Here is a 15,309-nt window from a genome sequence, read left to right as displayed (position 1 = left end):
CCCGGCCCCCTCGGCCCACCGTCCGGACCCGCTCCGGACCCCCGTCCCGACCCGCCTCCGATCGACCCCGACCGACACCCGAACCGGGGCGCCGGCCGCCGCCGGCGCCCCCGAGGGGACGACCCCATGCTCACACTGCGGACGCCGGCGCGCCCGGCCGCGCACGCCCGCCGCCGTCCGGCGACCCGGAGAGGGCGGGTCGTGCGGCGCAACCTGACGGCCTACGGATTCCTGTGCGGGGCGCTGATCTGCTTCGCGTTCTTCTCCTGGTACCCGATCCTGCGGGAGATCCTGCTCAGCTTCCAGCAGACGAACTTCGTCGGCGACACCCGCTGGGTGGGGCTGGAGAACTTCCGCACGGTCATCGCCGACCCCGTGTTCTGGGACGCCTGGAAGAACACCGCGGTCTTCACGCTGCTGGCGCTCGTGATCGGCTACGCCGTCCCGTTCACGATCGCGATCGTCCTGAACGAGCTGCGGCACGCGCGCGGCTACCTGCGCTTCGTCGTGTACCTGCCGGTGATGCTGCCGCCCGCCGTGGTGGTGCTGCTGTTCAAATGGTTCTACGACCCCGGGCCCGGCCTGTTCAACCAGGTCCTGGGCCTGGTGAACCTCCCGGGGCTGCAATGGCTCGACTCGACGGACACGGCGCTGGTGTCGCTCGTGCTGGTGTCGACGTGGATGAACCTCGGCAGCGGCACCCTCATCTACCTCGCCGCGCTCCAGACGATCCCCGGCGAGCTGTACGAGGCGGCCGAGCTGGACGGCGCGGGCCTCCTCCGACGCCTCTGGCACATCACGATCCCGCAGACCAAGCTCATCCTGCTGGTGATGCTGCTCCTTCAGGTGATCGCGACGATGCAGGTGTTCATCGAGCCGTACCTGCTCACCGGCGGCGGCCCCGAGAACGCGACCGTCACCGTCGTCTACCTGATGTACCAGTACGCCTTCAACTTCACGAACTTCGGCGGCGGCGGCGCGCTCGGGCTGATGCTCATGGCCGTGCTGATGGTGTTCTCCGCCGTCTACCTGCGCGTTTCGCGCGACGACCCGAGGTAGGCACCCATGACGCAGACCCGTACGCTCGTGTCGCCGCACACACTCGGCACCCCGCGCGGCAAGGCCGTCTACTGGACGGTCCTGACGACCGTCGTCGTGACGTTCACGCTCGTGTTCGTCTTCCCGCTGTACTGGATGGTCACGGGCGCGATGAAGTCGCCGGACCAGCTCGCCGAGGTCCCGCCGAGCCTCTGGCCGTCCGACATCGACCTCGGCGCCTACCGGGAGGCGTGGCGGCAGCTCGACCTCGGCCTCTACATGCGCAACACGTTCGTGTACGCGTTCGGCGCGTGGCTGTTCACCCTCGCTGTGGACGTCTCCGCCGCGTACGCGCTGTCGAAGCTGCGCCCGCTGTTCGGCCGCGCCGTCCTCGGCATGATGCTGGCGACGCTGATGATCCCGCCGATGGTGATCCTGCTGCCCGCCTACCTCACCGTGAAGGACCTGCCGATCCTCGGCGCCAACCTGCTGAACACCCCGTGGGCCATCTGGCTGCCGGCCGCCGCCAACGCGTTCAACATCTTCCTGCTCAAACGGTTCTTCGACTCGATCCCCACCGAGCTGATCGACGCCGCGGAAGTGGACGGCGCGTCGTCCTCGCGCATCCTGTGGTCGATCGTCCTGCCGGTGTCCCGCCCGATCCTCGGCGTCGTGTCGATCTTCACGATCGTCAACGTCTGGCGCGACTTCGTCTGGCCGCTGCTCGTCCTGCCCGACGGCGACAAGAAGACGATCAGCGTGGCGATCTCGTCGCTGGCCGTGCAGGTGCCGCAGAACGTGCTGATCGGCTCGTTGGTGATCGCCAGCCTGCCCACGATCGTCGTCTTCTTCGTCTTCCAGCGCCAGATCATGGCCGGCCTCACGGCGGGCGGCCTGAAGGGCTGACCGGACTCTCCCGCTCCCCGTGTTCAACGATTCCTAAGGAGTTCTCGCATGCCCGAAGCATGGTGGCGCGACGCGGTGATCTACCAGGTGTACCCGCGCAGCTTCGCCGACGGGAACGGCGACGGCGTCGGCGACCTCGCCGGCCTGCGCGACCGGCTGCCCTACCTCGCCGGACTCGGCGTCGACGCCCTGTGGCTGAACCCGTGGTACCCGTCGCCGATGGCGGACGGCGGCTACGACGTGGCCGACTACCGGGACGTCGCCCCGGAGTTCGGGACGCTCGCCGAGGCGGAGGCGTTCATCGCCGAGGCGCACGCGGCCGGCCTGCGGATCATCCTCGACGTGGTGCCGAACCACGCGTCCGACCAGACCGCCTGGTTCCGGGAGGCGCTCGCCGCCGGTCCCGGTTCGCCGGAACGCGAACGCTTCTGGTTCCGCCCGGGCCGGGGGGACGGCGGCGCCGAGCCCCCGAACGACTGGCGGTCGATCTTCGGCGGGCCCGCGTGGACGCGCGTCCCGGACGGCGAGTGGTACCTGCACCTGTTCGCCCCCGAGCAGCCCGACTTCAACTGGAACAGCCCCGACGTCGTCCGCGAGTTCCACGACGTGCTGCGGTTCTGGTACGACCGCGGCGTCGACGGCATCCGCATCGACTCGGCGGCGTTGCTGGTGAAGGACCCCGACGCCGAGCCGGACGGCCGCGACCCGTACACCGACCGCGACGGCGTCCACGACGTCTACCGGGGCTGGCGGGCGATCACCGACGGGTATCCGGGCCGGATGCTGGTCGGCGAGGTGTGGCTGCCCGACCAGGAGCGGTTCGCCCGCTACCTGCGCCCGGACGAGATGCACACCGCGTTCAACTTCGACTTCCTGAACTGCGCGTGGGATCCGCACGCCCTCCGCAAGGTCATCGAGACGACGCTCGCGACGCACGGCCCGGTCGGCGCCCCGCCGACCTGGGTGCTGGCGAACCACGACGTCGTCCGGCCCGTCACCAGGTACGGCCGCGCCGACACCTCGTTCGACCTGCAGGACCGCCGGCTCGGCGCCCCCACCGACCGCGCCCTCGGCGTCCGCCGCGCCCGCGCGGCCGCGCTGCTCGCGCTGGCCCTGCCCGGCTCCGCGTACGTCTACCAGGGGGAGGAGCTGGGCCTGCCCGAGGTCGAGAACCTGCCGGACGACCTGCGGCAGGACCCGATCTGGCACCGCTCCGGCCGCACCGACCCCGGCCGGGACGGCTGCCGGGTGCCGCTCCCGTGGTCCGGGGACGCCCCGCCGTTCGGCTTCGGCGGCGACCCGTGGCTCCCGCAGCCGCCCGACTGGAAGACGCTCACCGTCGAGGCGCAGGACGCCGACCCCGGCTCGATGCTCGCGCTGTACCGGTCGGCCCTCGCCCTGCGCCGCGACCACCTGCGCCTCGACGGCGCGGGCGGCGGCGCGGGGACGGGCGAGGGAGCCTTGGCCTGGCTGCCCGCGCCCGAGGACGTCCTGGCGTTCACCCGCGAGGCCGGCGTGACGTGCGTCGTCAACCTCGGCGACGGCTCCTTCCCGCTGCCGGCCGGGGAGGTGCTCCTGGCCAGCGGCCCCCTCGCGGGCCGCGACCTGCCGCCCGACACGGCCGCCTGGCTCCGCTGACCGGACCGCACGACCGCGCGCCCCGCCCCCCGAGTTCTGCCGCTCCTCCCAGGCAGGTGTCCCGCCCCCACCCCCACTACACCGACAGGGAGCAGAACCAGCGATGAGACAGAAGGCACTCCGCGTCCTGCTGGTCGCGGCGCTGGCCGTCACCGGGCTGTTCGGCCCGGTGACGGCCCCCGCCGCGGCGGCCGAGACGAACCTGGCGGCGGGCAAGACCGCCTCCGCCGCCTCCGCGAACGGCCGGCACGCCGCCGCGAACGTGAACGACGGCGACCGGGCCACCTACTGGGAGAGCGCGAACCACGCCTTCCCGCAATGGATCCAGATCGACCTCGGCGCGACGGTCGTCACGGACAAGGCCGTCCTCAAGCTCCCGGCCGCCGGCTGGGAACGCCGCACGCAGACCCTCGCCGTCCAGGCGAGCACGGACGGGACGCGCTTCACCGACGTCGTCGCGTCCGGCGCGCGCGTCTTCGACCCGGCGTCCGGCAACACCGTCACCCTCGCCTACGACGACGCCCCGACCCGGTTCCTGCGCGTCCACATCACCGGCAACACCGGCTGGCCCGCCGGGCAGCTCTCGGAGCTGGAGATCTACGGGCCCGGCACCGGCGACACGGCCCCGCCGACCGCCCCGTCCGGGCTCGCCTTCACCGAACCCGAACCGGGGAAGATCGAGCTGACGTGGAACGCCGCGTCCGACGCCGTCGGCGTCACCGGCTACGACGTCCACGCCGACGGCGAGCGGTTCGCGAGCGTCGCCGGGGACGTCCTGACCTACACCGACGAACGGCCCGCCACGGCCACCGTCTCCTACCACGTGCGGGCCAGGGACGCTGCCGGGAACGTGTCGCCCCCGAGCAACGTCGTCACCCGGCACGGCGAGGGCGGCGGGACCGACCTCGCCAGGGGCAGGCCGATCACCGCGTCGTCGCACGTCCACACCTATGTCGCGGCCAACGCCAACGACGGCGACGCCGCGACGTACTGGGAGTCGGGGCCGGGCGCCTACCCGGCCGCGCTGACCGTGAACCTCGGCCCGTCCGCCGACCTCACCTTCGTCGCCGTCGAGCTGAACCCGGACGCGGCGTGGGCGCGGCGCACCCAGACGATCGAGGTGCTCGGCCGCACCGGCCCCGGCGACGCCTTCACGCCCCTCAAGGAGGCCGCCGACTACACCTTCGACCCGGCCACCGGCAACACCGTGACGATCCCGGTCGTCGCGCGCGCGTCCGACGTGCGGCTGGCGTTCACCGCGAACTCGGGCGCGCCCGGCGGGCAGGTCGCCGAGCTGCGGGTGCTCGGCACCCCGGCGCCGACCCCGAACCTGACCGTCACCGACGTCTCCTGGACGCCGGCCGAACCGGTCGAGACCGACGAGATCACGCTGCGGGCGACCGTCGCCAACACCGGGACGGGACCGGCCGCCGCGAGCACCCTCGACTTCGTCGTCGACACCGAGCGGGCGGCGTCCGCCGAGGTCGGCGCGCTCGCGGCGGGCGAGTCCGCGACCGTGACGGCGTCCATCGGGGCGCGCGCGGCCGGGTCCCACACCGTCGCCGCCGAGGCCGACGCGGGCGACGACAACATCGAGCTGAACGAGACCGACAACGCGCGCGACGCGGACACGGCCCTGACCGTCGGGCAGGTGCCGAGCTCCGACCTGGTGGCGCGGGCCGTCACCTGGAACCCCGGCGACCCGCGGGCGGGCGACGACGTCGCGTTCTCGGTCACGCTGCACAACGCGGGCACCCGGCCGGCCGCGGGCGGCTCCCACGGGATCACCCTCGAAGTCCTCGACGGCGACGAGACCGTGCGGACGCTGACCGGCGCCCACACCGGACCGCTCGCCCCCGGCGCGTCCACCGCCCCGATCGGCCTCGGCGCCTGGACCGCCGCCGACGGCCGGTACACGATCCGGACGACCGTCGAGGCCGACGCGAACGAGGTCCCGGTCAAGCGCGAGAACAACACCGCCGAACGCGAACTGTTCGTCGGCCGCGGCGCGCACCTGCCGTTCGACACCCACGAGGCGGAGGACGGCCTGCTCGGCGGGGGAGCGGCGGTCGTCGGCTCCAACCGGGAGATCGGCGACGTCGCGGGCGAGGCGTCCGGGCGCCGCGCCGTCACGCTGAACACCACCGGGAGCAGCGTCGAGTTCACCACCGACGCGCCGACCAACACCCTCGTCACCCGCTACTCCATCCCGGACGCGCCGGGCGGCGGCGGCATCGACGCGACCCTCAGCGTGTACGTCGACGGCCGCTTCCTCAAGGCCGTCGAGCTGACCTCCAGGTACACGTGGGTGTACGGGCCCGAGGCGAGCCCGGTCGACTCGCCGGGCGCGGGACCGCCCCGGCACATCTACGACGAGGCCGGAATCCTGCTCGGGACGACCGTCCCCGCAGGCAGCAAGATCAAGCTGCAGAAGGACGCGGCCGACACCACCACCTACGCCATCGACTTCATCGACACCGAACTGGCGACGCCCATCGCCAACCCCGACCCCGCGAAGTACACCGAGCCCGGCGGGTTCACCCACCAGGACGTCCAGAACGCCCTCGACCGGGCCCGCCAGGACCCGGATCTCACCGGTGTCTACCTGCCGCCGGGCCACTACGACACCACGAGCAAGTTCCAGGTCTACGGCAAGGCGGTCGAGGTCGTCGGCGCCGGGCCGTGGTTCACCCGCTTCCGCACGCCCCGCGACCGGCAGAACACCGACGCCGGGTTCCGGGCGGACGCGACCGCGAACGGCTCCACGTTCGCCGGGTTCGGCTTCTTCGGGAACTACACGCAGCGCATCGACGGCCCCGGCAAGGTCTTCGACTTCTCGAACGTCGCGGACATGACCATCGACAACGTCTGGGCGGAGCACGTCGTGTGCCTGCTCTGGGGGACGAACGTCGACGACTCCACGATCAAGAACTCGCGCGTCCGCAACACGTGGGCGGACGCGCTCAACCTCACCAACGGCAGCAGCGGCAACCACGTCGTCGACAACGAGGCGCGGACGACCGGCGACGACGGCTTCGCGTTGTTCCCGGCGGTCGACAACAACAACGAGCAGCAGACCGGCAACGTCTACGAGGACCTGACCTCGCGGCTGACGTGGCGGGCCGCGGGCCTCGCCGTCTACGGCGGCGGCGGGAACACCTTCCGCAACATCCACATCGCCGACACCCTCACCTACCCGGGCGTCACCGTCGCGACCCTGCGGTTCGGGGGCATCCCGGCGCTCGGGTTCGAGGCGGACGCGCCGACGACGTTCGAGAACATCTCGCTCGTCCGGACCGGCGGCCGCTTCTGGGGCGCGCAGGCGTTCCCCGCGCTGTGGCTGTACTCGGGGGAGTACCCCTTCGAGGGCATCCGGATCAGCGACGTCGACATCGTCGACCCGACCTACTCGGGGATCATGTTCCAGACGAAGTACGCGGGCGGCCGGGCCCTCAACCCGATCACCGACACCGTCCTGACGGACGTGACCATCACCGGCGCCCGCAAGAGCGGTGACGAGCTCGACGCCAAGTCGGGCTTCGGCGTCTGGGTCAACGAGATGCCCGAACCGGGGCAGGGCCCGGCCGTCGGCTCGGCGACCTTCCGCGGTCTCGTGCTCCGCGACAACCACACCGACATCAGGAACACGACGTCCACGTTCACGATCAACCGGACTCCCTGACCGGGACGGGGACCGCGGGTGTTGGGAGGCCCCGCGGTCCCCGGACCTCCGCGCCGTCCGCCCGGGTCAGCGGGCCCGGCCGAGGACGTGGTGGACGAGCTCGCGGAGCGGCCCGCTCAGCTGCGCCTCGCCCACCGTCGTCCGCCGGCCGTCGATGTCGATCTCGTACAGGAACTGGTCGGGGATCCTCCCGGGCGGCGGGACCGAGTCGAGGTCGACGCGCCGGACGAGCCCGGCCAGCACCGGGTCACTCGCGCTGTCGGACTCGGCCCGCCGCTCGATCCCGGCGAATCCTCCGCTGCGGACGACTGTCACCTTCACCGTTCACCTCAACGCCTCCGCTGCGATGGACACGCCCACCCCCGTCCATCCGCGCCGCACCGCGTCCGTCTCCGCCGCGTCCGCGCCGAAGCGGCGGGCGGCGGCGCGGACCGTCTCGGCGGCGAATCCGGCGAAGTCGACGTCCACCGCCAGCGCACCGCCGGTGAGGACGTCATACCAGATGCGGCCCGCCTTGTCCCAGGCGTGGCCGCCGATCGCGACGGCCGCCAGGTGGAACGCGCGGTTCGGGATGCCGGAGTTGATGTGGACGCCGCCGTTGTCGCGGTACGTCTCGACATAGTCGTCCATGTGCCCCGGCTGCGGGTCCTTGCCGAGCCGCGGGTCGTCGTAGGCGGTCCCGGGCTCCTTCATCGAGCGCAGCGCGACGCCCTGGACGCCGTCGGCGAGCAGGCCCGCGCCGATCAGCCAGTCCGCCCGGTCGGCGGTCTGCCCGAGATGCCACTGCTTGACCAGCGACCCGAACACGTCGGACACCGACTCGTTCAGCGCGCCCGCCTGGCCGTAGTACTCCAGGTTCGCGGTGTGCTGGGTGATGCCGTGGACGAGTTCGTGGCCGGTGACGTCGAGCGGCCCGGTGAAGTCGGTGAACACCACCCCGTCGCCGTCCCCGTACACCATCTGCTCGCCGTTCCAGAAGGCGTTGGCGTACCCGTCGCCGTAGTGGACGGTCGAGAGCAGCGGCAGCCCGGACCCGTCGATGGAGTCGCGCCGGTAGATCTCCTCGAAGAAGTCGAACGTGGCGCCGAGCCAGTCGTAGGAGCGGTCGACGACGGCGTCCCCGGTCGCCGGGTCGCCCTCCTTCCGGACGGCCCGGCCGGGCAGCGACTCGCGGCCCCCGGCGTCGTGGACCGTCCGCTTCGGGACGAAGTCCTCCTCCGGGGAACGGGCGGGCGCGGGCACGAGGCGCTCGACGTACTGGGCGGAGGTGAGGGCCATGGTCCGGCGGGCGCGCGCGCTCACGACGGGGTCGTCGGCGTCGCGGGCGAGGCGTTCCAGCATGTGCGGCGGCACGATGTGGCATCTCATGCCGTCACGCTGACAGGTTCCCGGGCGCCCGGCCACGGATTTCACCGCGTGGCGGCGGCCGAATCCGGTCACGGTACGTGATGATGGCCCTGCGCAGCGACACGATCGTGGTGACTTGTGGAGATCCTGGGGAGATGTGCGGCCGGGCAACGGAGCACCCGGCCGGGTACGCCAGAATGAACGGGTGACCCTCTACCGCGACGAAGGCGTCGTCCTGCGCACCCAGAAGCTGGGCGAGGCCGACCGCATCGTGACGGTGCTGACCCGGCGGTCGGGCCGGATCCGCGCCGCCGCGAAGGGCGTCCGCAAGACCAAGTCCCGGTTCGGCGCCAGGCTGGAACCGTTCACCCACGTGGACCTCCAGCTGTACGAGCGGCGGTCGCTGGACCTCATCACGCAGGCCGAGACGCTCCGCCCCTACGGCGAGCGCCTCGTCTCCGACTACTCCCGCTACACGGCGGGCACGGCCATGCTGGAGACCGCCGAGAAGCTCACCGCGGAAGAGGGCGAGCCCGCGCTCCGGCAGTTCCTCCTCCTGGTCGGCGGGCTGCGCACGCTCGCCGACCGCAGCCACGACGCGCGCCTGGTGCTGGACGCCTACCTGCTGCGGTCCCTGTCGGTCGCCGGGTGGGCGCCCGCGCTGGACGAGTGCTGCCGGTGCGGCGCCCGCGGCGGGCTGCGCGGCTTCGCGATCGCCGCGGGCGGCGCCGTCTGCGCGAACTGCCGCCGTCCGGGCGCCGCGACCCCGGCGCCGCCCACGTTCCGGCTCATGCTGGCGCTGCTGCGCGGCGACTGGGAGTACGCGGACGCCAGCGAGCCGCGGCACCGCGTGGAGACCAGCGGCCTCGTCGCCGCTTACCTGCAGTGGCATCTCGAGCACGGGATCCGCTCGCTGCGGCACGTGGAGCGCGACGGCGGCCTCGAGGAGACCACCGGCGACCCGGCCGGGGGAGACGACATCAGGGAGAGAGTGTGAGCAGGGCTGTTCTGCCGCCGGAGCCGCATCGGGACGGGGCGCGGCCGCCCGCGATCCCGGCGGACCTGGTGCCGCGGCACGTCGCCATCGTGATGGACGGCAACGGCCGCTGGGCCAAGGAGCGCGGGCTGCCGCGCACCGAGGGGCACAAGCGCGGCGAGGACTCGCTCTTCGACGTCATCATGGGCGCGATCGAGCTGGGCGTCCCGTACCTGTCGGCGTACGCGTTCTCCACCGAGAACTGGAAGCGCTCCCCGGACGAGGTGAAGTTCCTGATGGGCTTCAACCGGGACGTGATCCGCCGCCGCCGGGACCAGCTCCACTCGATGGGCGTCCGCGTCCGCTGGGCGGGGCGGCGTCCCCGGCTGTGGCGCAGCGTCATCAAGGAGCTGGAGACGGCCGAGGAGATGACGCGCGACAACGACGTCCTCACCCTGCAGTTCTGCGTGAACTACGGCGGCCGCGCGGAGATCGTGGACGCGGCGGCGGCGATCGCCCGCGACGTCCGCGACGGCCGCCTCAACCCCGACAGGCTCGACGAGAAGGTGTTCGCCCGCTACCTGGACGAGCCGTCGATCCCGGACGTCGACCTGTTCCTGCGCTCGTCCGGCGAGCAGCGCACGTCCAACTTCCTGCTGTGGCAGTCGGCGTACGCGGAGATGGTGTTCCTCGACACCCTGTGGCCCGACTTCGACCGCCGCCACCTGTGGCACGCGTGCGAACTCTACGCGTCCCGCGACCGCCGCTACGGCGGCGCCGTCCCCAACCCGGTGGAGCCCGCCGCGAGCGGCACCTGAGGCGGCACGGCCGGTCGGCGTGCCCGCGCCCGGCGGTTCTTTCGCCCGGTGCGGCGGACTCGTCCACGGGGCCGCGCCCGGGGTTCCGCGGCGGCGGGCCGCTCGTGCGAGGGCCCGCCCGCGGTCGGACCGCGGGCGGGCCCTTCCGGCCGGGGCGGCGTCCTACACCAGCGCCGCGTCCAGCGTGATCTTCACGCCCGCGAGGGCCTTGCTGACCGGGCAGCCCGCCTTGGCGTCCTGCGCGGCCTTCTCGAAGTCGCCCGCCGACAGCCCCGGCACGCCGGCCCGGACCGTCAGGTGGATCCCGGTGATGCCCTCGCCCGGCTGGAACGTGACCTCGGCCTTGGTGTCGACCTTCTCCGGCGGCGTGCCCGCCCCGGCGAGGGCGTGCGAGAGGGCCATCGAGTAGCAGGTGGAGTGCGCGGCCGCGATGAGCTCCTCCGGGCTCGTCTTCCCGCCCGGCTCCTCCGCCCGCGACGGCCACGTGACGTCGAACGTGCCCGTCTTGGAGGAGTCCAGCGAAACCGTGCCCTGGCCGCCCATCAGCGGCCCTTCCCAGTGCGCGTTGGCGGTGCGAGTCGTAGCCATGTGCGCATTCTTTCGTGATCGTGCGGCGGGCGTCACATCGGGTCCGCTCACGGGGCCGGCGCGGCCGTCCGCGGCGGCCCGGCGGCCTTCCCCGGTCGGGCCTTCCGTGGCCGCCCGCCGTGGCCGGGCCGCGGCTTTAGGTCGCTTTTCGGGGGCGGTTGATCGACTTGGCGGGTCGATGGCCTTCCGAGGAGGCCGGATCAATCCCGGAAAGGGAGCAGATGAGAAGACTCGCCTGTGCCGTGCTGACCCTGGTGCTGCTGGCGCTGATCCCCGCCCCCGCGATCGCGGACGCGAGCGCGGACGGCCTGCCCGACGCCCACGTCGTCCCCGGCGACCGCGCGTTCCCGACGGGCATGACGTACGACCGCCGCACCGGCCACTTCTACGTCGGCAGCGCCGAGGACGGCACCATCTACCGGGGGCACGTGACGCGGCGCGACCTGGAGGTCTGGTCGCCCGACGGGACGGACGGGCGGCGCGTCACCTCCGGCATGGCACTGGACCGGGCCGGGCGCCTCTACGTGGGCGGGGCCGACACCGCCACCCTGCGCGTGTACGACGTGCGCACGCGGCGGCTGCTCGCCACGCTGCACGGGACGGGCGGCGGGTTCGTCAACGAGATCGCCGTCGCCGGGGACGGCACCGTCTACGCCACCGACTCGTTCCGGCCGGTCGTCTACCGGATCACCGAGCGGGACGGCGACTGGCGGATCGAGAACTGGCTGGACGTCGCCGCGACGCCGGTCGACTGGGTCGACGGCCGGCACAACCTCAACGGCGTCATCGCCGTCGGCCGCCACCTGCTCACCGTCAACAGCGCCACGGGATCCCTGTGGCGGATCGACCCCCGCGACGGAGAGACCGTCGAGGTCGACCTGGGCGGGCACCGGCTGCACAACGGCGACGGGCTCGCCTGGCGCGACGGCCGGCTGTACGCCGTCCAGGGCAACCTGAACCAGATTCCCGGCCTGGTTCCGCAGGTCGCGGTGGTCGCGATGCCGCCCGACCTCGACCGCGGCCGGTACGTCGCCCGGTACGTGCCGCCGGGAGGGTTCCGTCACCCGAGCAGCATCGTGCTCACCCCGGCGCGCGTCATGGTCGTCAACAGCCAGTACGACCGGTGGCTGGCGGGCCTTCCGCCGGTGACCCCGTTCACCGTCTCCAGCATGAGGCTCGGCGCCGCGGAGCCCGTCACCGGCTGACGGCGCGGCCCGGCGGCCACGGCCGGACGGGCGCCCGGCGCGGTCCGCGAAGGGGCCCGGAGGAACCGGCGCGGCCGCCGGGCGGTTCCGTCCGGCGGGTCAGGAGGAGGCGCAGTCGGCGCAGGTGCCGAAGACCTCGACGGTGTGCGTGATCTCCGTGAAGCCGTGCTCGGCGCCGATCGCGTCGGCCCAGCGTTCCACGGCGGGACCCTCCACCTCGACCGTCCTGCCGCAGCCCCGGCAGACCAGGTGGTGGTGGTGCTCCTCGGTCCGGCAGGCGCGGTAGACGGCCTCGCCCTCGTCGGTGCGGAGCACGTCGACCTCGCCCGAGTCGCTGAGCGCCTGCAGCGCCCGGTAGACCGTCGTCAGGCCGATCTTGGAGCCGTCGGCGCGCAGGTCGGCGTAGATGTCCTGGGCGCTGCGGAATCCCTCGCAGCCGGCCAGCGCCTGCCGCACCGCGTCCCGGCGGGCCGTCGTCATCCTCTGAGCACCTCCGCCTCGGCTTCCATGCCGGGACCGGTCCGGTCCGGGATCACCTCCCGGGCCTCGCCCGCCCGCGCACGTCTGCGTCGAACCACGGTCCCCCCGGCGACCGCGACCGCGAACACCGCCAGGGCGAGCAGCACGATCGAGGGACCCGGGGGCAGATCGTACTCGAAAGACCCCGCCAGCCCCGTCACGGCCGACAGTACCCCGACGACCATCGCCAGCAGCATCGTCCCCTTGAACCCGCGGGTGACCTGCTGCGCGGCCGCGACCGGCACGATCATCAGCGCGCTGACCAGCAGGAGGCCGATCGCGCGCATGGCGATCACGACGGTCGCCGCGGCCGTCACCGCGATGAGGATGCTGAGGAACCGGACGGGCAGGCCCGCGGCCCGCGCCACCTCCTCGTCCTGGCACAGCAGGAACAGCTCGCGGCCGAACACCGCGACGACGCCGAGGACGACGACGGCCAGTCCCGCGACGACGTAGAGGTCGGAGGCCGACACGCTGGTGATCGAGCCGAACAGGTAGGACTGGAGGCTCGCGCCGCCGCCCTCCCGGTTCGTCAGGATCACGCCGCCGGCCAGCCCGCCGTAGAAGATCAGCGCGAGGGCGACGTCGCCGCCGCTGCGGCTGCGCGCCCGCAGCACCTCTATCGTGATCGCGCCGAGCACCGACACCGCCAGCGCGGCGAGCACCGGCGAGGTCCCCGTCAGCAGGCCGATCCCGATGCCGGTCAGCGCGATGTGCCCGACGCCGTCGCCGAGCAGCGACAGCCGCCGCTGCACCAGGAACGTGCCCACGGCCGGGGCGGTCAGCCCGATCAGCACCGCCATCACGAGGGCGACGCGCATGAAGTCGTACTGGAGCATCTCGATCACGCGGGCCTCCCCAGCGGCGCGGTGTCGCGGACGACGCGGCCGTGCGCCAGCTCGACCGTCCGGGTGACGAGCGGCGCCATCGGCCCCAGTTCGTGCGCGACCAGGACGACCGTGCGGCCGGCCCCGGTCAGCGTGCCGAGCGTCGCGGCGAGCGCCTCCTGGCTGCCCGCGTCGACGCCCGCGGTCGGTTCGTCCAGCACGAAGGCGTCCGGTTCCCCGGCGAGCGCGCGGGCGATCAGCACCCGCTGCTGCTGGCCGCCCGACAGCAGGTGCGCGGTGTCGCGGGCCCGGCCGGAGAGCCCGACCGCGGCGAGGGCGTCGTCCACGGCGGCGCGGTCGGCGGCCGACGCGGGACGCCACCGGGACCGCCGGGCGACGCGGCCGGACGCCACGACCTCGCGGACGGTCGCGGGGACGCCGCCGCCCATCGGCAGCCGCTGCGGCACGTATCCGATCCGCTTCCAGTCGCGGAACCGCGCGGGCGGGTCCCCGTAGATCTCGGTGCGGCCCGCCGCCAGCGGGACCAGCCCGAGCAGCGCCTTGACCAGCGTCGACTTGCCCGCGCCGTTCGGGCCGAGGATCGCGACGACGTCGCCGGCGTCGACCCGCAGGTCGACGCCGGCCAGCACCTCGCGGCCGTCCCGCCGGACGTGCCCGCCCGTCATGGCGAACGGCGGTGCGAACGGTGCCGCGTCGTCTCGTTTCATGAGCATCCCAGTGCCGGTCGCAGGGTCTCCAGGTTCCGGTTCATGATCGTCAGGTAGTCGTCCGACGATCCCTCCTCGACGCCCTCGACCGGGTCGAGCACGGCGGTCTTCACGCCGGCCTCCCGGGCGAGCGTCTCGGCGACCTTCGGGCTGACGAGCGTCTCGGTGAACACGGTCGTCGCGCCGGCCTCCTTGACGTGCTCGGTCAGCTCGGCCAGCCGGGCGGGGGAGGGCTCGTTGGACGGGTCGACGCCGGCGATCGAGATCTGCGTGAGCCCGTACCGGTCCGTCATGTAGCCGAACGCGGCGTGCGCCGTGACGATTCCCTTGCGCTCGCAGGTCGCGAGGCCGTCCTTGAACTTCGCGTCCAGGTCGGTGAGCTTCTTCGCGACCGCCTGCGCGCGGCTCTTGTACTCGCCGGCGTTCTCCGCGTCGGCCTTCGCGAGCCGGTCGCCGAGCGCGGTGGCGATGGTGGCCATGCGGCTCGGGTCCAGCCAGATGTGCGGGTCGTACCCGGCGTCGCCGTGGTCGTGGCCCTCGTGGCCCTCTTCGTGACCCTCGTGCCCCTCTTCGTGGGCGTGCTCGCCCTCGTGGCCGTGCTCGTGGCCGTGCTCGTGCTCCGCCTCCTCGGCGGGCGGGGGGAGCGTCCGCACCACGCTCGCGGCGTCGAGCGCCGACTTCTCCCCGTGCTTGCGCACGGCCTCGTCCACGGCGGGCTGCAGGCCCTTCACGTAGAGGGCGAGGTCGGCCTGCTGGACGCTCGCGACCTGCTTGGCGGTCAGCTCCAGGTCGTGGGGCTCGGCTCCCGGCGCGGTGAGGGTCCGCACGTGGACGTCGTCGCCGCCGACCTCACCGGCCAGCCACGCCATCGGGTAGACGGACGCGACCACTTCGGTGGCGCCGGGGGGCGCGTCGGCGCCCGCGTCGCCGCAGGCGGTGAGCCCGGCCGCCAGCCCGGTCAGGGCGAGCGCGGCCGCAGGGAGGTTTCGCAGGATTTTGCGGGATCTGAGCACGCTATTAGTATGCTCAAACCTGAA

The 15,309-nt window shown here is 73.0% G+C and carries 14 protein-coding genes; 7 read left to right on the top strand and 7 right to left on the bottom strand.

The window, feature by feature from the left end; genetic code table 11:
- Positions 1-126: 126 nt before the first annotated feature.
- The 4 genes from ACFQ11_RS05455 (at position 127) to ACFQ11_RS05440 (ending at position 7,264) form a co-directional block, all read left to right on the top strand.
- The gene (locus tag ACFQ11_RS05455) at positions 127-1,059 is read left to right on the top strand and encodes a carbohydrate ABC transporter permease (protein WP_378296729.1); all 933 of its coding nucleotides are present in this window, start codon (positions 127-129) and stop codon (positions 1,057-1,059) included.
- Positions 1,060-1,065: 6 nt separating this feature from the next.
- Positions 1,066-1,944, top strand: a complete 879-nt coding sequence (locus tag ACFQ11_RS05450; RefSeq protein WP_378296728.1) for a carbohydrate ABC transporter permease — start codon at positions 1,066-1,068, stop codon at positions 1,942-1,944.
- A 48-nt stretch (positions 1,945-1,992) separates the two neighbouring features.
- Positions 1,993-3,582 carry a glycoside hydrolase family 13 protein gene (locus ACFQ11_RS05445; RefSeq protein WP_378296727.1) on the top strand — a complete coding sequence of 530 codons (1,590 nt, stop codon included), beginning with the start codon at positions 1,993-1,995 and terminating at the stop codon, positions 3,580-3,582.
- Between the two features lie 103 nt (positions 3,583-3,685).
- The gene (locus ACFQ11_RS05440) at positions 3,686-7,264 is read left to right on the top strand and encodes a discoidin domain-containing protein (RefSeq protein ID WP_378296726.1); all 3,579 of its coding nucleotides are present in this window, start codon (positions 3,686-3,688) and stop codon (positions 7,262-7,264) included.
- A gap of 66 nt (positions 7,265-7,330) precedes the next feature.
- Here ACFQ11_RS05440 and ACFQ11_RS05435 read toward each other — a convergent pair whose 3' ends face one another.
- Positions 7,331-7,585 carry a protealysin inhibitor emfourin gene (locus ACFQ11_RS05435; RefSeq protein ID WP_378296724.1) on the bottom strand — a complete coding sequence of 85 codons (255 nt, stop codon included), beginning with the start codon at positions 7,583-7,585 and terminating at the stop codon, positions 7,331-7,333.
- Between the two features lie 3 nt (positions 7,586-7,588).
- Positions 7,589-8,632, bottom strand: coding sequence for a M4 family metallopeptidase (locus ACFQ11_RS05430; RefSeq protein WP_378296723.1), 1,044 nt, complete (start codon positions 8,630-8,632; stop codon positions 7,589-7,591).
- Between the two features lie 184 nt (positions 8,633-8,816).
- Here ACFQ11_RS05430 and recO point away from each other — a divergent pair, with 184 nt between their 5' ends.
- Positions 8,817-9,608 (top strand): DNA repair protein RecO, encoded by a 792-nt coding sequence (recO, locus tag ACFQ11_RS05425; protein WP_378296722.1) that lies wholly within the window; start codon positions 8,817-8,819, stop codon positions 9,606-9,608.
- Positions 9,605-10,405: an isoprenyl transferase gene (locus tag ACFQ11_RS05420; protein WP_378296721.1), complete on the top strand. Its 801-nt coding sequence runs from the start codon at positions 9,605-9,607 to the stop codon at positions 10,403-10,405. Before recO ends, ACFQ11_RS05420 begins: the two co-directional genes overlap by 4 nt.
- Positions 10,406-10,567: 162 nt before the next feature.
- Here the strand turns inward: ACFQ11_RS05420 and ACFQ11_RS05415 are convergent, their stop codons facing one another.
- Complete coding sequence (locus tag ACFQ11_RS05415) at positions 10,568-10,993, bottom strand: OsmC family protein (RefSeq protein WP_378296720.1); 426 nt, start codon at positions 10,991-10,993, stop codon at positions 10,568-10,570.
- 221 nt (positions 10,994-11,214) lie between these two features.
- Between ACFQ11_RS05415 and ACFQ11_RS05410 the strand changes: the two genes are divergently transcribed.
- Complete coding sequence (locus tag ACFQ11_RS05410; RefSeq protein WP_378296719.1) at positions 11,215-12,198, top strand: SMP-30/gluconolactonase/LRE family protein; 984 nt, start codon at positions 11,215-11,217, stop codon at positions 12,196-12,198.
- A 99-nt stretch (positions 12,199-12,297) separates the two neighbouring features.
- On the opposite strand, the gene ACFQ11_RS05405 is transcribed toward ACFQ11_RS05410, so the two are convergent.
- From ACFQ11_RS05405 to ACFQ11_RS05390, 4 genes are read right to left on the bottom strand one after another with little or no spacing between them, the layout of a single operon-like run.
- Positions 12,298-12,678, bottom strand: a complete 381-nt coding sequence (locus tag ACFQ11_RS05405; protein ID WP_378296718.1) for a Fur family transcriptional regulator — start codon at positions 12,676-12,678, stop codon at positions 12,298-12,300.
- The gene (locus ACFQ11_RS05400; protein WP_378296716.1) at positions 12,675-13,565 is read right to left on the bottom strand and encodes a metal ABC transporter permease; all 891 of its coding nucleotides are present in this window, start codon (positions 13,563-13,565) and stop codon (positions 12,675-12,677) included. The genes ACFQ11_RS05405 and ACFQ11_RS05400 overlap by 4 nt, the downstream gene beginning before the upstream one ends.
- Positions 13,562-14,272: a metal ABC transporter ATP-binding protein gene (locus tag ACFQ11_RS05395; RefSeq protein WP_378296715.1), complete on the bottom strand. Its 711-nt coding sequence runs from the start codon at positions 14,270-14,272 to the stop codon at positions 13,562-13,564. The genes ACFQ11_RS05400 and ACFQ11_RS05395 overlap by 4 nt, the downstream gene beginning before the upstream one ends.
- Positions 14,269-15,285, bottom strand: a complete 1,017-nt coding sequence (locus tag ACFQ11_RS05390; RefSeq protein ID WP_378296714.1) for a metal ABC transporter substrate-binding protein — start codon at positions 15,283-15,285, stop codon at positions 14,269-14,271. The genes ACFQ11_RS05395 and ACFQ11_RS05390 overlap by 4 nt, the downstream gene beginning before the upstream one ends.
- Positions 15,286-15,309 lie beyond the last annotated feature (24 nt).

Source organism: Actinomadura sediminis (genome assembly GCF_042675525.1).
Taxonomy (GTDB): domain Bacteria; phylum Actinomycetota; class Actinomycetes; order Streptosporangiales; family Streptosporangiaceae; genus Spirillospora; species Spirillospora sediminis.
The sequence above is the reverse complement of the archived record's forward strand: the minus strand, read 5'-3'. Positions and strand labels throughout refer to the sequence as shown.